The 16,943-nt window shown below is 42.2% G+C and carries 15 protein-coding genes; 3 read left to right on the top strand and 12 right to left on the bottom strand.

The window, feature by feature from the left end:
• Positions 1-201: 201 nt before the first annotated feature.
• Complete coding sequence (locus QWZ07_RS07570; RefSeq protein ID WP_192852989.1) at positions 202-1,914, bottom strand: RluA family pseudouridine synthase; 1,713 nt, start codon at positions 1,912-1,914, stop codon at positions 202-204.
• Between the two features lie 314 nt (positions 1,915-2,228).
• Between QWZ07_RS07570 and QWZ07_RS07575 the strand changes: the two genes are divergently transcribed.
• Positions 2,229-2,681 (top strand): NUDIX hydrolase, encoded by a 453-nt coding sequence (locus QWZ07_RS07575; protein ID WP_192852990.1) that lies wholly within the window; start codon positions 2,229-2,231, stop codon positions 2,679-2,681.
• Positions 2,682-2,698: 17 nt separating this feature from the next.
• On the opposite strand, the gene QWZ07_RS07580 is transcribed toward QWZ07_RS07575, so the two are convergent.
• The 11 genes from QWZ07_RS07580 to QWZ07_RS07630 form a co-directional block, all read right to left on the bottom strand.
• Complete coding sequence (locus QWZ07_RS07580) at positions 2,699-3,136, bottom strand: bifunctional diaminohydroxyphosphoribosylaminopyrimidine deaminase/5-amino-6-(5-phosphoribosylamino)uracil reductase RibD (protein ID WP_192852991.1); 438 nt, start codon at positions 3,134-3,136, stop codon at positions 2,699-2,701.
• 164 nt (positions 3,137-3,300) lie between these two features.
• The gene (locus QWZ07_RS07585) at positions 3,301-3,855 is read right to left on the bottom strand and encodes a nucleotidyltransferase family protein (RefSeq protein ID WP_192852992.1); all 555 of its coding nucleotides are present in this window, start codon (positions 3,853-3,855) and stop codon (positions 3,301-3,303) included.
• Positions 3,848-4,141: a putative quinol monooxygenase gene (locus QWZ07_RS07590; RefSeq protein ID WP_029223629.1), complete on the bottom strand. Its 294-nt coding sequence runs from the start codon at positions 4,139-4,141 to the stop codon at positions 3,848-3,850. The genes QWZ07_RS07585 and QWZ07_RS07590 overlap by 8 nt, the downstream gene beginning before the upstream one ends.
• Positions 4,142-5,132: 991 nt before the next feature.
• Entirely contained in the window at positions 5,133-5,990 is an 858-nt protein-coding gene (locus QWZ07_RS07595) for a hypothetical protein (protein WP_192852993.1), read from the bottom strand.
• A complete protein-coding gene (locus QWZ07_RS07600) occupies positions 5,990-6,844 on the bottom strand; it encodes an ABC transporter ATP-binding protein (RefSeq protein WP_102276368.1) in 855 nt (284 codons plus the stop codon). Before QWZ07_RS07600 ends, QWZ07_RS07595 begins: the two co-directional genes overlap by 1 nt.
• Positions 6,841-7,212 (bottom strand): GntR family transcriptional regulator, encoded by a 372-nt coding sequence (locus tag QWZ07_RS07605; protein ID WP_017111621.1) that lies wholly within the window; start codon positions 7,210-7,212, stop codon positions 6,841-6,843. The genes QWZ07_RS07600 and QWZ07_RS07605 overlap by 4 nt, the downstream gene beginning before the upstream one ends.
• Before the next feature lie 314 nt (positions 7,213-7,526).
• Entirely contained in the window at positions 7,527-9,269 is a 1,743-nt protein-coding gene (locus QWZ07_RS07610) for an EAL domain-containing protein (RefSeq protein ID WP_192852994.1), read from the bottom strand.
• Positions 9,270-10,191: 922 nt separating this feature from the next.
• Entirely contained in the window at positions 10,192-10,719 is a 528-nt protein-coding gene (locus QWZ07_RS07615) for a hypothetical protein (protein ID WP_192852995.1), read from the bottom strand.
• Between the two features lie 178 nt (positions 10,720-10,897).
• The gene (locus QWZ07_RS07620) at positions 10,898-11,377 is read right to left on the bottom strand and encodes a type II secretion system protein (protein WP_192852996.1); all 480 of its coding nucleotides are present in this window, start codon (positions 11,375-11,377) and stop codon (positions 10,898-10,900) included.
• A 263-nt stretch (positions 11,378-11,640) separates the two neighbouring features.
• Positions 11,641-13,632 (bottom strand): putative bifunctional diguanylate cyclase/phosphodiesterase, encoded by a 1,992-nt coding sequence (locus QWZ07_RS07625; protein ID WP_192852997.1) that lies wholly within the window; start codon positions 13,630-13,632, stop codon positions 11,641-11,643.
• A 99-nt stretch (positions 13,633-13,731) separates the two neighbouring features.
• Entirely contained in the window at positions 13,732-14,289 is a 558-nt protein-coding gene (locus tag QWZ07_RS07630; protein WP_192852998.1) for a hypothetical protein, read from the bottom strand.
• A 535-nt stretch (positions 14,290-14,824) separates the two neighbouring features.
• Here QWZ07_RS07630 and QWZ07_RS07635 point away from each other — a divergent pair.
• A complete protein-coding gene (locus tag QWZ07_RS07635) occupies positions 14,825-15,514 on the top strand; it encodes a response regulator transcription factor (protein ID WP_099166512.1) in 690 nt (229 codons plus the stop codon).
• Positions 15,507-16,856, top strand: a complete 1,350-nt coding sequence (locus QWZ07_RS07640; RefSeq protein ID WP_102312806.1) for a sensor histidine kinase — start codon at positions 15,507-15,509, stop codon at positions 16,854-16,856. The genes QWZ07_RS07635 and QWZ07_RS07640 overlap by 8 nt, the downstream gene beginning before the upstream one ends.
• Positions 16,857-16,943: the final 87 nt, after the last annotated feature.

Genomic DNA, 16,943 nt, shown 5'->3' on the forward strand with positions numbered 1-16,943 from the left:
TCAAAGGCCTCAAGGAAAGAAGAAGAGGCGAATGCTACTCGTCACAAGAAAGTGAACCTTGATGTAGTGCAATAAGCTTGGAGAATTATCCGAAAGGGGTAGGAGAAAGAGGGAGTCAGAGTCACAAATGGTTTGTGACTCTGGTTTATCTCCTAGGCTTAACGCAAAAAATAGTCTTAACGCCGAAAATAGGCTTAACGCTTAGAATTCGGCATCGAACTGGAACTCCATCCATTCTTTGGTGACTGGGTGGTGCAGTGCTAGCCTTTCTGCGTGTAGGTGTAGTCGGTCGGCTTTGTTGCCGTATAAGCCGTCACCAACGATAGGCATGTTAAGCCCTTCTTCATGTGAACAGTGAACACGTAATTGGTGTGTGCGTCCCGTTTTCGGGTGCAGATAAACCTTTGTGGTGTCTTGGTTTCGCTCAATCACTTCCCACTTAGTTTCAGCAGGCTTGCCGTGTTCGAAGCAGACAATCTGACGAGGACGATCGTATAAATCTCCACGTAGTGGCAGTCGAACATAGCCTTCATCTTCTGCTAGAACGCCTTCAATCATTGCCACGTAACGCTTCTCGACTTCACGAGTAATGAACTGCTTCTGCAAGCTCTTGTTCGCACGTCGTGTGAGAGCGAAGATTAGAATGCCAGAGGTCGCCATATCCAAGCGGTGGATAACAAATGGCCCTTCAACATCGGGATGCATTTCTTGAACACGAGTGTAGGCCGAATCTTTGATGGTTTTACCCGGTACGGATAAAAAACCTGCTGGTTTGTGTACCACAACGATGTGATCGTCTTGGAATAAGATATCCAGCTCTTTGCCTTCTGCTGGGTTCTCTAGCAATGGGTTGGGATCGACTTCTAAGCCTTTCATCATATGGCCTAAAATCGGAACACACTTACTTTGGCAAGAGGCGTAGTATTTTTTGTGTTTACGGATTTCCGATTTCGGTGAACGACCCCACCAAAATTCAGCCAGTGCCAATGGTGTGTAACCGTTTAAATACGCGTATTGCAAAAGCTTGGGTGCGGCACACTCGCCAGAACCTGCTGGTGGTATCTTGTTTGGCGTGTTTTCAAAGATCTGGTTAAGGTCTTCAACGTTTCCTTCTGCATTTTGGAAAGCGTATTGTGAAAACAACTTGTGTTGAAGCTGATGAGAGATGTGTGCTCTTTGCTCTTTGAGTTCAGCTAATTGATTAGTGAACACATCAACTTTGATTTGTAACTCGTTTAGGCTCTGTTCCCAGTTGAGCTTGAGATATTTTTGCTGATTTTTGTCGGCAACACTGGCCTTGTTTAACTCGTTATTTAGCTGTTCGAAGGCTTGCTCATCAAGGTTTTCTTTACCTTGTTCACGCTGTTCTTTGCGTGTTTTTCGGCCTTCTATAATTAATAAACGCTGAGCTTCAATCTCTTGTTCAGCTTGTGCTTTTTGTTGTGCCAGTTGCTCGCACAGTTCAAGGTAATCAGCGTTTGCTTGCAGCGCTTTAAATTTCGCATTCACAGCCATCATGTCGGCCGTGTCTTGATGGAAAAAGCTGTCGCTGCTCAACATGTCGAATACGGGTGGCACAAAGTGAGGCAGTAGGTTTTGGTCGGCGATTTTTCCAGAGAAAGCAGAGAAGTAACCAAGCTCACCTTCAGGGCTTTTCACCAGTAACACACCAAACATTTTGCCGCGACCTGCGTCAGAATCTAAGCCGAAGTCATGTTGCCAATCGGTTTGCGTTTCTAGATATTGTTGAAGCTGATGAGAGGCGATTTCACACAGTGGATGCGGTTCATAATAGAACGGGAATGTGAAACGCTCAGGCAACGAATATGACTCGATCGGCTGTTGAAAACGAGTGAAGCAATGCTCAGGAGTATGGCTGTTTTCTGAGTCGTGCGTTGGTTTTGATGAGTGCATAGTCGTATTAATACTTATATCGTGGTGATAAATGGTTGTGAGTCTACTGTGTGAGAGTCTAAAAACTGATGCGCTAAAAACAAAAGTGAAGAAACACAGTACAAGGCGGCGATTCTACTCTTTATCGAAATACGCCTCAAATAAGAATCGCTCAATGACTGGGTACAAAGGTTGTTATTAGATATACAAACCTCAAGAGTTGCGCTTGATGTTTATAAATTGATGAGTGGCCTCTCGTTTTTAATCAAAGAAGACAACTTCACAAACGAAGGGTGGTAGCCTTGCCGCCCTCTTGCTCAATCTAAGGTAACGTTATGATTCCACTCAATACTTCGATTGTATCCGGTGTCGCAATTTCTGAGATCGACGGACAAACGAAAATGCTATTAATGAAACGTGTGAAAGGCGAGTTTTGGTGCCATGTCGCAGGCTCGATTGAAGCGGGTGAAACAGGTTGGCAGGCTATCGTGCGCGAGTTTGAAGAAGAGACCCAAATTAAAGTGAAAGCTTTGTATAACGCGCAGTTTCTGGAGCAGTTTTACGAGGCTCACGTTAATGTGATTCAGCTAATCCCAGTGTTTGCGGTGCTATGCCCGCCCAACCAAACGATTGAACTGAATGACGAACATACAGAGTACCGCTGGTGCGATTTAGAGGAAGCGAAAGCACTTGCGCCGTTCCCCAACCAACATGCCGTCTACGATCATATTTGGTCGTATTTTGTCGATAAGCCAGTCAATCCGCTTTACCGAGTCAAATTGAATTAGCGCTGGTTATTCAAGACCTAGGATTTACCAAGATACGGGGTTAGAAAAGCGCTCACTTGTGCTTGGCATAGCCCTACATCCACTTTCACGCCGTGCGATTCAAGTATCGCCACACCACGACCATTATTGCGAGCGTCTGGGTCTAGCATCGCCACTACTACGTGTTTTACACCTGCTTTAACCAATGTATTGGCACAAGCGGGTGTTCTGCCAACAAATGAACATGGCTCTAAAGTTACGTAAGCGGTAATGCCTTCCATTTCTCCGTCCGTTTCGCCGTCATAGCCATTCAGTGCTTCAACCTCAGCATGGTTTCCACCGACCTTTTGCGTATATCCAACAGACACCACCTTATCGTTCTTCACCAAAACACAACCCACAGGCGGGTTTGGTTGGCAATCGGGTAGGGCTTGGCGCGAAGCTTCAAGAGCTTGCAGCATATATTGTTGGTTCATGGTCGTTACTCAGTATGACGAGAGAGCGCAGCAGTTCGTGAAGTGCGCGTTTGATTTGAGAAGTGGGGCATGTTCGATCTGATTGGGCTTTTAGTCAATGGTTTTCATTTTGAATCTGGCCGATCGTTGACTGTAGCCGCTCCTTAACTCACTGTGGCTAATCGTTAACTGTGACCAATCGTTAATTTGGGCCAATGAGTTAACCAGTTCTTAGACTGAACTCGTTGGTCAAACACGTCTTTGTTGCGATTGGGGGTCGGTGTGATCTTTAAATCAAACAAACTCTCTAAACCAAAAGCGGAAATACACTCGATTTCTCCTGTTGGGCTTTGCTTTAAGGCGACCGCGGTTTCTTTCTCTGGCCAGTAACGCATCGCATCCAATGAACCTTGGTAAGGCCCATCCCCATTTCTGGTGTGCATGCTGGCTTGATTGCGAACTTGCCAGTTGAGTTCAGGTAACCACTCTTGAAGCTCAACCTCGTATCGAATAGCCGATTCGTAAGAGGTATCAATGGGATCAAAGTAGATCACATCAATATCATTGAGTGGAGTCGGGGAGGCATAACCATGTAGGTAGTCCCAAACGAGATTTCGCACAAAGCCTGCGGCGATATAGCATTGTGGTAAACCCAGCTTAGAGACGCAGTCTAAAACCTGTATTCGCAAGGGATCTTGTTTGATCAATGTGATGATACGGTTGGCTAGCGGGTCAATCATTAGGTGTCAGAACATCGGTGACTTGGTAGTGACGTGTTGCGTTCTTCGAAATGTCACCCCACTCAGAAGTTTTTACTCGCTGTTGGTGCGCTTCAAACGCCTCACGGCTAGTGAATTCTTCATAAACTTCAAAACGATTAGGTTGAAGTGAGCTTTGACTGACTCGAAACACGATACAACCGGGTTCTGAGAGTGTGAGTTCCTTATGAACAACCAGTGCTTGTGTGACGGCTTCTAGGTCGTTGTCTGGCACAAGAATATGCCCTTGTAGAATAACTTTACTCATGATCACGTCCATTTGATTTTATCCATTACTGTCTTTTTCTATTAAAAGCTCTTCCGTTACAAACATAATCCCATTTTGAGTTTGTGTCGTATAGGCTTATGTGAATAAAAAATAGTCAATTAAAAAGGAATTATAGTTACGGTGTAACTTTGGTTTGAAGGAGGTAAGTATTACGCGAGAAAGGCCAGTTAATGGCAGGGGCAGGAAAGGCAAATTATTGGGAACTAAATCCGTGTTAGTCCGGTCTATTAAATACGTATCATTGAACTGTATTGATACTGAAATGAATTTGTCATCTGAGATAACTAATCTAAATTTCGAACAACGGCTTAATAGATTGAATTGAGCCATAGTTGATAACTAGGTCATACTTTGATGTAAATGGTACTCAAAACTCTATATATTTTGTGATTTGTATCATTGATCTGGCCGTCAAACACCGTTAGATTCGAATAGTTGGCAATAAAAATAGCTCATGAAGAGCAGTTAAAGAAAAGGAAATATCCCTTATGAAAAAAATGAGAAGAGCACAGCTTCATCGCGTTCGTATCCAATACTGGAAAGACACAGCGAAAGAAGCTTCAAAGAAATAAGCTTTAAATCGTAAAGCTTTAAAAAAGCTGAACAGCTTAATCAAATGTAAAACGCAGCAAACCGATTTCAATAGCGCTCTCAAGGACCTTCATCTGGTCGGCGACTAAAGAAATCATCCCCCAAAGAGCTGGCAGGCATTAACAATAATGCAATTCAATGTCAGCTCATTAATACCTCCTAGATTATCCTTACCTCACTCAGTACTCAGCTCTCTGAAGCAAAACCAAAACCAACCACCAATCCGTATCTTTGCCTCTATCACGAAAACCGTTGTTAGAATTCAAAGCACCTAACAATAAAACAGCAGCCAATAAAAAAGCTCCCGATCTCTCAGAAGCTTTGATTTAGATTTTGATATCTAATTTGGTTATCCGTTGAGGGCTCAGAATAAGTGACTCTATCGCTGGAACAGCGTCTTCAAGCTCACATCGTCCGTTCTATTTAGCTTTAGGCTCAACAGATAGCCGCCAACACCAATCAGTACATAAATACCCAAAGACAGAAATGGCGCTTCTGCAATCACGTTGAATGGATTGCTTGCTGTGAGCAGATTCATCGGCAGTGAAGCGATGAGAGAGAAGAAGTCATTGATGCCATAAAATCCAAATACGGCGACAGACAGAAACTTAATCGCATAGCTTGAGATGAAAATGACAAGCAATGGAGAGTTCACCAGTTGTGAAATCGCCAGAGTAACCGTTGCTAATGGCAGTAGAACTAATGCAATTAACATCATTCGTCCAAAGAACACCAACCAATTGCTCAGCACATAAAACAGTGATTGCTGCTCTACTATCAATGCCAATTGTTGTTCGCTTGAAACGTTCAGTACCCAAAACAGGAAGTCAGCGAATAGAACTAATAGCGCGCAGATAGCCGGAATAACCACTAGACCGAAGCCTAGCTTCACGCCGTGAGTCATGGCATTGGATACTGGCATACTTCTCCAAAACATCGAACTGCCTTCTTGGCGCTCTTTACGCAGTGTTTTAGGGATGTAAAGCGTCGAAAGTATGAGTGAAATAAGGCCAGCACCAAAGTAGATCACTGAGTTGAGGTCTTGTGCGAACTCTCTGTGGATGTCGCTCACGTCACCATTCACTCCCATTTGGAAGAAAAACTCATGCTGCGCTGCGCCATTGAAAAACAAACTAACGAACAGCAAGAAACCACATAACGCGATAAATAGAGGTAATCGAGTGTTAATTTTGTGCTCGATCAGTTCTTTTTCTAGCATATAAAAAGTTGGGTGCATTATGCCTTCTCCGTCTGTGTTGCAAGGAATAGGTCTGCGAGACCAACGTTGTAGATGTTACCCAATGATTCAACTTGCGCTTTATATTGGCCTTCCAATAACCACTTAGTGGTTCCTAGCCCAGGCTGTGAGGTCAGTGGATTGAGTTTCTGGATTTCGTTTGAGTGGTTGTTTGCGACATCGATAATGAAATAGTCGTTCTCGATGTCTTCCATGCTCTTTTGCAGTACACAATGGCCTTGCTTTAAAATCAGTACATCCGTTAATAGGTGTTCAATCTCTGAAACCTCGTGGCTAGCAATGATCATCGCGCGTTCGCCATCGTGGAACCACTCTAGGAGGTGGCGATAAAAAGTATCGCGGTAGAGCAGATCTAGACCTAGCGTTGGCTCATCTAAGATCAACACTTGAGTGTCGGTCGCGATAATGATTGCAAGGTGAAGCTGTACCTTCATCCCTTTAGAAAGCTGTTTGATCGTTGAAGATAGCTTAATGTTGGTGCTACTTAACGTCTGTTCTGCTTTTTGCTTGTTGAAGCTTGGGTGAACGCCTTGTGTGTATCGAAGCAGTTGCTTTACTGTCATCCACTCAGGCAATACGTTCACATCTGAAATGTACGATAAGTGCAGCATGAGTTCAGCGTGCTGGTGGATAGGGTGGTAGCCATTTACTTCAATCTCACCTTGATAGTTGTGCCCACCAAGCAGTGATTTGATCAAGGTCGATTTACCTGCGCCATTGTGACCTAGCAGCCCAAGCACTTGCCCCGGCTTTAACTCAAAGCTGATGTTCTCGACACCCACTTGATTTGAATAGGTTTTGGTTACGTTTTTCACTGAAAGTAAAGTACTCATGACTTGTCCTTTATATGTTGTTCTAGCTGTTTCACGAGTTCTTCGACACTCATATCAATGATGCCTAGCGTCTCAGCGATGGCTGGGATCTGTGTGTTGATGAATGATTGATGTGCGGACTCTTTCAATTTTTGAAGAGCCCCTTCTGCGACATACATACCTTGGCCGCGTTTTTTCTCGACTAGGTCTTCATCAACCAGTAACTGATAGCTTTTCATGACAGTAAGGTGGTTGATTTTAAGATCGGCGGCAACAGCACGCACTGAGGGCAATGCTTGTTGTTCTAACCAAACACCTTGAAGAATTTGGTCACTGATCTTTGCAGCTAGCTGCCTAAAGATCGGTTGGTCGTCTTTCCATTCGGTCATAATTAAAACTGCATGGTGATATATATGTGTATAACACTAACCTTTTTATCCAGATTGGCAAGGTTTTTATTGGAAATAATTATTATCGACGGACTAGAAGTGCTTGAAGGTAGAGGTGTGAAATATAGATAAGATGCTGAATTTTAAGTGATTTAATTTTGGCTGTTCACATGATGATTACTTCGATAAGCTGTTGCCTGTTTGATTTTAGGGTAGGCAATATTTCCCCTGTGAGCTCTGGCATGATTGTCTTTTCGTGCCTAATGTCATTCAGGATAAATGAGCTCACAGGTAGTTAAATGTCTAGAGGGTGATCAAGTCGTGGTGCTTTGAGGTCTGCTGTACAAGTAGCCTTGTTGCAGGTTGTAGCCGAGTTGACACAAGATGTATTGCTGTCGGCGAGTTTCGACACCTTCGTAAATCATAGTGATGTTAGATAAGCGTCCAATTTCGGATATGTTGAGCAACACTCCTTGATGATGTTCTCCTGATTCAATGTCTTTGACAAAGCAGCGATCTAACTTCAGGTACGTCGGAGAAATAACGCTAATAATTTCGATATTATTGTTTCCGGTACCGAAGTCATCCAGCGCGATAGTAATCCCCAACTTTTTAATTTCTTTGATGTTATCAATCACCTCACACCCATACCCGATGTTCGAGTATTCGGTGATCTCGACAACAAATTCGTTCGCTTCCATTGCCGCTAAATGGTACTGAATTTTAGCAAAGTTAGTACCCACTAACGCGCTCGGGCATACGTTGACGCCATAGATCTCATGGCTATTGTTTGATTTAGCGTTTTTAACCGTCTCAATCAGCAAAATGGTATGGAAGGTCAATAGGTTAGTGCGTCTCATGGCATTGATGAAATCTAACACACCGACATTGCGTACTCTGGACAACAGTTCATAGTACAAGACGCTGTTGTCTTCCGTGTTGATGATAGGCTCTTCTTCAAAGGAGGTGTTCTTCCAGCGAAACAGATAAACGACAAAGCCCAACAGGTAAGAACGATAAAATATTAGAGTTAACAGTAAAGTTAGCCCGATCCAGAATGCGATTATATTGTGACTATAAAAAGTGATAGTCGCACCGCTTGGCAGTGAGTGTTGGTAAATGGGCTGGCTTTGCTCTCCGAGATTCAGAATGTAATAGCCGTTTTTTTGTATCGAGACTGAATCTATGAACAGCGGCAATAATGAGTTTCTATAGCGAGCTTCTATTGAGTTCTTGGAAATGCGAGCGGTAAGGTAAACGCCGTTTTCAGGCAACGTAAAACGTGAGTAAGCAAAATCTAGGCTGTCGTAGAACTCATCAACTTGGTTTGGCTCTATGAACTTGGAGCGGCTCTTGGATATGTAACATGAGCCATCTGGTGTTGTCATGATGACGGAGTCAAAGTTTAGAGAGTGCCTTAGCGCGTAGACAGCAACGTCGCTGTAACAACCATCACTCATCACTTCTTCTGCGACCTGCTTAGTGTTGAGGCTGTATTCATCGGCAATTTTCGTTGTGTAAAAGATTTGGGAAAAGTAGATAACGAATAAGATAAACGAAGAAACAGTCAGCATGAGTATGAAAGAGCGTATCAGTTCTTTGTGGTAAGAGCGGTACATCAGCTTTAGCACATCGATATGGCTGGGCTTGAATTGGTTGATGTTGTGCTTAGGTTTGATGCGATCTGCCGGACTTTTATCTAAATCAATAAAGTAGCCGACCTTATATAAGTTGGTGATCAGTTCGTTATTATTATCAATCTTTGCTTTTTTACATAAACTTCGATACTTCTTTCTTATCGAAGCGATAATGTTTTTTAATGCGTACAAACTAAACTCTTCATCAAAATGTAATTTAAACGATTCTTCAACGTCTCGTGCTGATTGAGGGTTCGATATTGAAGAGTGCTCAACAAGATATTTAAATACAAAACTCTCTTTACTATTTAGACTTTCCTCTGATATTTTATTACTGTTTCTTTTGATGTATATTTTTTCTTCATTATAAATAAGTTGCAAGCTCTCATTATTGTTATTTATATTGAAAGAACAGTGCATAGCTCAACTCCTAAGCGATAGTTATTATATTCGTGTAATTGATATGTGGTGGCTGAGATTGTCATTCAACCCAAGAGTCCTTTCAAAATAACATAACTAAAATGTCACCATTTCCTCTCAAGATATTGATACTAATCGCAGAATCTGGGCTGTAATGAAAGGTTATCGAGATGTTCACCCAAAACTTGAATTTATAAATGAAAGGCGATTTTTTACAAGAGAGAAGGGGGATTTATCCATTTGTTTTGGTATTTATCCAATTATAAGCTTCTATACTAGCGGTTTTAATCATAAATCAAGCAGTTGCTAATGTAGATGGTCGTAGTATTTGTGGTGGCTATTGATGAGGCAGATTTATCAGAATTTTTCAGGATAAAATTTAATTACAAGAACTTAGGTGACATTAATATCATTTAATATAGATACTACTTTTTATTATTGAATATGAATTTAAATTAATTAAATCATCAATAGTGGGATTTTAAAAAGGTTTGTAAGTTGGGTTTGCTAATTAATCTGTTCGGATAAGAATCTAATTGATTTATTTTACCTGGAAGGATTAAATCTAAAGCGATACGTTGTTTTAATTGTGATTTTTATTCCATAGTTAACCTATTTGTGGTTAGCATTTGAACTCTATTTTGTTGATGAATATTGTGATTTGATATGAGTTAGGTTGGTAAAATGCTTAGATCTCTAATTAAACGTAGATATATTAACGACTTGACTCAATTAGTGTTACTTTTTAGTCAGTTATAATTAGAAGTGAAATTGGCTTTTGATTATTTAACAAACACCATCATAAATCCCCCTAGGGGAAAAGACGTAGATTTCCGTATAAGGTTAAAAATAAAGCTCCTAATTAGGTGACTAATAGGAGCTCTCGATTGCTTTCTATTGGTGAGAGGTAGAAAGCTAAAGGCTAGAAATTGAAGCTTGCGGTAACGCGTACTACGTCTTCTTCAAATGGTGTTGTGCTAGAGTTAGGGCCTGTACCCGTTGGCACCATTGCAGAATCATTGATCTTACCGTAATCCACCGTTAAGCCTATCATGCGCCAGTTAACCGAGCCATAGACATTGTCGATATTGATGTCGTTAAATGAAGAGTTGTCAAATCTCACATCTGCATTCAGATAGTTAATACCGATCTTTGGGATAATATCGAACTCAGCGATTTCAAATTTGTAGCCAATGTTGGAGTATAAGCCCCATGCATCTTGTGAGTTTGGCTCATCTAAATCTACCGCTTCCGTTCCTAATGAGAAACCGCCACCGACAACGATGTTGTTCGACAACTCTTTACTATAGCCGAAGCTTGCCAGTTCTTGATTTCCGATGAAGGTCACACCAGCTTCGATAGAGTTGTCACGGCTATTTGCGAATGCAGACAATGACATACATACCGTTGAAATTACGATGGCTGGTAAAACGAAGGTGTTCTTTTTCATGATTCTCTTTCTCATTTGGTTAAGATGGAAAAAGTTTACAAAAGAACGAGACTCAAATATGAGTCGTGACAGAGTCAAGAATGAGCTAAACAAGAACTGACATAAAGCGAACAATACTCACCCAAAGATGGCGATTAAGGCCAAGTTTTATGGCTAGGCGGAAAGCTGTGAATGGTGATTAACATGCGCCATCAAGCACGACGATTTGTGGTTCTTTTTCTGGTTGATACAGCACCTGACAAAAGTCCCCTATAGGTGAATAGGTGTAACTTTCCGTATCAAAAGAGATAACGGCGACCCTTTCTGCATTGCTGCCATCCTCGACTTCTTTGTTGTTTACGTATAGCTCCGTTGGGTCAATGCTAAGCAAGCGCCTTAACGAATCGACATAAGCGATTGGATAACCATGGCACACGTAGTAGGTTTCGATTTCAGTTTTTTCCACGTAGTTACATTCACCCTCAACGCCCGCGATTGCTGATTTAGCGTAGATCATGTCTATACCAGTACGAAGGTTGCCTGCCACGTCGTGTATTTTACTTGCTCGTGCGTTTCCTTGAACATCTAAGAACTTCACCATCGCGGTAGCAGAAACCAGTCCTAGAATAACTAAACAAGTGATCAGTTCCAAAATAGTAAAGCCGCGTTGTGTTCTCATATTGGTAGCTTTAGAGCCTTATGCAAGTGTTGGCGTAGGGTAAACGAAATACTGATATCATTACAGTTAGTAGGTATAAGTGCGTACTACTATATTAACGGGTGATGTTATTTAAGTTTATAATAAACAATAGGTTATCTTGTTTCCTTTCTTGGTTGGTGCAATGTAAGCTTGCGTAAGCGTTAACAAAGACAGCACCATGCTGTTCACTAAGCAACCAAAGATCTAACGTATTGATAAATAAATCTTTAGTTGTCTATTTATCAAGCGGATAAAAATCGACTTTCGACTTCATTTGAGGGAATAGGCCTACTGAACAAGAACCCTTGAAGGTAGCGGTAACCACAGTCGATGAGGAACGCTTTTTGTTGTTCTGTCTCGACGCCTTCAGCCACCACTTTTAACCCCAGTTTGTCACAGATCGCATGAGCTGCTCGGACGATCGCTTTACTCCCTTTGTGTGAACCGTGGACAAAGCTTTTATCGAGTTTAACCGTGCTAATTGGCAGGTCGTGCAACATAGAGAGAGAAGAATAGCCGGTTCCGAAATCGTCGAGGTGAAGCTCAACACCCAATTTCGATATATCGTTCAGTGCTTGCCTAACTTCACCGTGTTTGAAAATCATTGAAGATTCCGTGATTTCAAGAGCAATGCTTTGAGGGTTGATATTGTAGAAGTTAAGCATTGCAGACAGCTGTTCAGCAAAGGTTGCATGCATCTGAATACTCGAGATATTGATGCTCATCATCAATTCACTATCAAACTCCCGATGCCATATCGATAACTGTTTGAGTGCTGAATTGAGCACCCATTTTCCTAGCGGTACGATTTGACCCGTTTCTTCCGCTAATGTGATGAATTCATCAGGGCCAATGTTACCCAGCTCTTTGTCTGACCATCGGAGTAGCGCTTCAAACCCTTTCACCTTGTCATTGTTGATGTTCATGATCGGTTGATAATGCAGATTAAGATCGTCGTTTTCTAAGGCTTGAGTCAATCGATGGCGGATTTCTACTTTCCGATGAAGGATCTGCGCTAAGTTAGGGGTGAAAGTTTGGAAACGATTTCGACCATTAGCTTTGGCAATGTGCATCGCCATCCCTGCTTGTTTCAGCAATGACTCTTGATCGACGGCATTGTCAGGGAAGTGTGCCGTACCAATGCTGCAACCCACAGACAAGGTGCCAATCCCTCTAATATGGAAACTGCGGTTTAAGGCATTGATAATACGCGAGCAAAGTAACGGGATGTTGTGGTTTCGGCAGGTGTGGGCGATGACGATGAATTCGTCGCCACCAAATCGACCAATCATGCAGGTTTCATCAACGAGCTGTTTGAGACGTTCACCCACTTGTTTGAGTAGCTGGTCGCCGACATTGTGTCCATACGTGTCGTTAACCAGTTTGAAGCCATCAAGGTCAACGAACATCAACTCAAAGGGGGAGCGATAGGCGATACTGGTTTCCAGAAGGTTGGTGATGCCACGGCGGTTATAAAGCTCAGTTAAGCAGTCGTGCTCCGCGTTGTATCTGGCTCTTATCAGCTTCTCTTTTTGTTTGGTTGTGCAAGTCAGATCTAACAGCAATTCACTCTTATCAAATAACCACTTTCCCTGTACATCAAAATGATGCGCTTTATCACCAATCTGGCAGCTAACTTCTTCTAAAATCTCTTGGCCTTTACGTGCTGAAAATAACCATTGGTCGGCTATTTCTTCACTTGAAACGAAATCGGAGAGGGTGGTAAACGGTGATCCGTAGTTTTGGGAAAATGCAGAGTTAGCACTCACTACCGCTCCCGATCTATCAAACAAAAGGGATAGGTTAGAGCCATCAGAGCAAGCAAGGTCGTGCTTTAGGCTGCCTTCTTCTGCGATGACCTGTACCAGCATTCCGGTACGACCATCTGGTAATGGGATCCCAGAGAACAAACACAGTGCCCGCTTAGCAATGTACTTGGGTGTGAAGTTCCACCATGTCTTGATGCTTTCATCTCGTAAAAACTGCCTTTGATACTCTTCAAGAGTGGCTTCTATCGCCTTGGACATCTCGACACTAAAATCGCGCGACGTCAGTTCAAATAAGGACTCAGACTCCCAGAGAGGGAGGGCGCTGCTATTTGCCCAAGTTATTCTCTTATTATCAATGTCATATATCCAAATTGGACACTGGAGATACTCGAAAGGTTGATAACTTGTCATCATATTGAACTCGGTGAACTGATATTTGGGACGATCGATGCCTACTGAACTCATGCATTCAGTAGACCGTTGATCAAATTGGAATCTGGCTTTTAACAGTCAGTACAAGACTGTGTTAAAGAAGAAGCGATGCATTAAAGTGAAAACAACGTGTTACAGGTTCAGTGAGCGGATGATCTTTGTCACTTTACCTTGAGGTGTTGTTTCGATGACATAACCTTTTTTATCATCAAATATCTCACCATCAATTAATTGCCATCCATTGGGTGTCTTGGTGATCTCTTTAGGGAAATTATCATCGAACATCGAATAATTTGGATAGACAGTTTCGATGGCTTCGAACAACAGTTGTGCTTCGTCCTGATTGGTGATGACGAAGTCTTCTTTAAGGCACATGGTCAACTCAGGCAAAGGTTGAGTGGTATAAGGTTCTGTCACGGTTCCTAATACGCCTTTGTGTGAGTAAAAGAGGTATGAGCCACTGCTGCTCTCATTGCCGTCTGGCGATTTGATGTAAGGGGTGGCACTGTAAAACTCACAGTTAAAAACCATCTTCTGAATAATGCTGTTTTGTGGTGTGACTTGAATATCTATCCAAGCGCTTACCTGTTCTTGAATTTTAGTTACCATTTCATGTTTATTGGTATCAGCAATAAGTGGTGTTGACATTAATGCTGTGGTTGTAAGTAACAGTGAAAGCGATTTATTCATCTTAACGTGAGCCCTGTGAAGAAGTGATTAATGGCTAATATCGGTTCGAATTATTAGTTGGGTGAATGTTACGTTAAGAGCCCGTCGCTTAACAGGATTTGTCATGTGTTTAAAAATGGAAAGTACTGGTGAACCGAAAAGGTAATCGATTTCTTTTGAGTTGATTATTGATGTAGTGGTTTTTTAGGCTGCTTTTGGGCTTATTATTAGTAATATCAACTGATGGGTGGTAAGTGAGTAGATGGTTGATTTGATTGTGATTTGTAAATGTCTTAAATGTAAGTGCGCGTAAGAAAATAAAGCAAATGTAAGCATTGGATGAGTATGTAAAACCCTAAGAGTGATTCCTCCAGTTGAGTTGGGCCTTCATAAACTGAGGCGTACGGGTTGTTGAACGACGTGTTTTGTAAACGTGTATGTACAAAAGTGATTACAATGTTTTGCGTACGGTAAACTCAAGGCTCTAATAACAACATTGATGATATATGACCAGTATATATACTGCCCTCGCTTTTAATAAATACTGGTGATAGGAATGTCGAAAACCAAAGTGCTCATTGTCGAAGATGACCAAGAGATCGCTCGTTTAACGACGCTTTATCTCGAAGCGGAAGGTTACAATGTCAGCGTTGTTCATGATGGGAATTTAGCACTTGAAGCGATTCGTAATACTGAACCTGATCTTGTTCTGTTGGATCTGATGTTACCAGGTTTGAGTGGTGCTCAAATTTGCCGCCAGGCTCGTGAGTTTTACAACGGAATCATTTTGGTGCTTACCGCTTCAGCAGATGAGATGAGTGAAGTTAGCTTATTTAAATTTGGTGCAGACGACTACGTGACTAAGCCTATTCGTGGACACGCGTTGTTAGCTCGCATTGAAGCCTTGTTGCGTAGAGCTTCGCCTGCGGTTGAAACAATGGATACAGGCACTGAAAAACAGTGTGATATTGTCATTAATACTACGGCTCAAAGTGCCACGTTATATGGTCAAAATCTCAAGTTAACCTCTGCTGAATTTGAAATTCTCAACCTTCTTGTCAATAACATCTGTCAGGTCGTGACTCGCGATCAGTGCTGTCAGCTATTCAGAGGGATTGATTACGCGTTTAATGACCGTTCGATTGATATGCGAGTTTCAGGATTACGTCGCAAGCTTCGTATACATGCAAAAGACAAACAGTTGATTCGTACGGTTCGTAACAAGGGGTACATGCTGGTTGCGTAAGTTTATTGTTACCAAGTTTCGTTCGGTTTCTATGTTCGCTCGTTTATACCTCGGTATAGTCATTGGGATGTCGGCGACGATCTTCTTGTTCTTAAATCTTGGTGAAGGGCATATGCGAAGAACCGAGATAGAGACGTTTCTCAACGATGGTTCTTACTTTGTTGAACAATATATCCGCCAGCGCAATCAAGAGAACTCGCTATACCAAGAGCTCGATAAAACAGGCTACCAACAATTTTATATCTTCAATTTACGCCTGTTAGAAAATTGGTCGGGAGAGGCTCCTTGCCAAAAATGCGAGTTATATACAAGGTTAAATGGTGTTCCGATTTATCTCAGTGAGAACAATCTCTATTCGGCTGTATTTCAACTACCCAACTCTAAATTTAGCTTTGCATTCAGCGAGGTAGGGGATTTCTTCTCGCCTGATATTGAATGGTATGAGGATTCTGAAAGGCACTTCCTATTAGGGCTACTGCTGGCGGTTATCGTGGCAATTGGTGCAAGTGTTTACTTACCTGTGAGACGCTTTCAGGAAAGAATCGAGTTACTCGTTGAGAAGCAGAAGCAGTTTGGTCGAGGTAAGTTGAGTACCCGTTCTAGTATGGATGAGATACATCCAGTGTCTGATCTTGCTTGCAGCTTTAACGTCATGGCGGAAGAGATCGAAAGTAAAGTTAAGCAAAGTCATATCTTCGCCCAAGCCATCCCACATGAAGTTCGTACGCCGTTGAGCCGTATACAGCTAGCAACGGATCTATTGAGGAGAGGGGCACCAAGTCATCATCAAGCCTTGTTTGATGACATTGATGGTTATATTGAAGACATCAACGAGCTGACCTCAGAAATTATCATGCTGTCGAAGTTGAACGTGATGGATAACTCTTTCTTTGAGTTGGTGAAAGTGAGAGCGGATCTTGCTGAGTATTGCTTGGATAGGATTCGTTACTCGGAATTAGACAACATCATCTTTGAATCTAAGATAACGCGAGACTTCAATATTAAATGCGATTGCATGATGGCTCGTTTGGTGTTCGATAATATTCTCAAGAACGCGGGTAACTATACACAAGATAAAATCTGGATGACTCTGGATGAAAACTCGGAGAGTTGGCTGGTGGTTATTGAAGACAACGGTTCTGGGATTCCAGAAGATAGACGCGATGAAGTCTTTCTGCCATTTTCTCGCCTAGATTCAAGTAGAACGTCGAGTACGGGAGGCTCGGGGTTAGGGCTTGCGATTGCTATTTCGGCGGCTAAGAAGCTTGCTTGGGATATCAAGATCGATGACAGCAATCACGGTGGCGCTAAATTCAGTATCGTGATTCCTAAGGTCGTATAACTGGGTGCTTTAAGATCTACTTAGGCTCGTAAAATAGCAAAGCCACGGTCGAATGCCGTGGCTTTGCTATTTTTAATCTACAGGTGT

It is taken from the genome of Vibrio lentus (genome assembly GCF_030409755.1).
Taxonomy (GTDB): domain Bacteria; phylum Pseudomonadota; class Gammaproteobacteria; order Enterobacterales; family Vibrionaceae; genus Vibrio; species Vibrio lentus.

Excerpts from the sequence above, each read along its gene's own strand:
- QWZ07_RS07585 (WP_192852992.1), bottom strand. The coding sequence starts at position 3,855 with ATGATTGACCCGCTAGCCAACCGTATCATCACATTGATCAAACAAGAT.
- QWZ07_RS07620 (WP_192852996.1), bottom strand. The coding sequence starts at position 11,377 with ATGAGAACACAACGCGGCTTTACTATTTTGGAACTGATCACTTGTTTA.
- QWZ07_RS07635 (WP_099166512.1), top strand. The coding sequence starts at position 14,825 with ATGTCGAAAACCAAAGTGCTCATTGTCGAAGATGACCAAGAGATCGCT.
- QWZ07_RS07590 (WP_029223629.1), bottom strand. The coding sequence starts at position 4,141 with ATGAGTAAAGTTATTCTACAAGGGCATATTCTTGTGCCAGACAACGAC.
- QWZ07_RS07615 (WP_192852995.1), bottom strand. The coding sequence starts at position 10,719 with ATGAAAAAGAACACCTTCGTTTTACCAGCCATCGTAATTTCAACGGTA.
- QWZ07_RS07575 (WP_192852990.1), top strand. The coding sequence starts at position 2,229 with ATGATTCCACTCAATACTTCGATTGTATCCGGTGTCGCAATTTCTGAG.
- QWZ07_RS07610 (WP_192852994.1), bottom strand. The coding sequence starts at position 9,269 with ATGCACTGTTCTTTCAATATAAATAACAATAATGAGAGCTTGCAACTT.
- QWZ07_RS07625 (WP_192852997.1), bottom strand. The coding sequence starts at position 13,632 with ATGAGTTCAGTAGGCATCGATCGTCCCAAATATCAGTTCACCGAGTTC.
- QWZ07_RS07595 (WP_192852993.1), bottom strand. The coding sequence starts at position 5,990 with ATGCACCCAACTTTTTATATGCTAGAAAAAGAACTGATCGAGCACAAA.
- QWZ07_RS07630 (WP_192852998.1), bottom strand. The coding sequence starts at position 14,289 with ATGAATAAATCGCTTTCACTGTTACTTACAACCACAGCATTAATGTCA.
- QWZ07_RS07605 (WP_017111621.1), bottom strand. The coding sequence starts at position 7,212 with ATGACCGAATGGAAAGACGACCAACCGATCTTTAGGCAGCTAGCTGCA.
- QWZ07_RS07570 (WP_192852989.1), bottom strand. The coding sequence starts at position 1,914 with ATGCACTCATCAAAACCAACGCACGACTCAGAAAACAGCCATACTCCT.
- QWZ07_RS07580 (WP_192852991.1), bottom strand. The coding sequence starts at position 3,136 with ATGAACCAACAATATATGCTGCAAGCTCTTGAAGCTTCGCGCCAAGCC.
- QWZ07_RS07600 (WP_102276368.1), bottom strand. The coding sequence starts at position 6,844 with ATGAGTACTTTACTTTCAGTGAAAAACGTAACCAAAACCTATTCAAAT.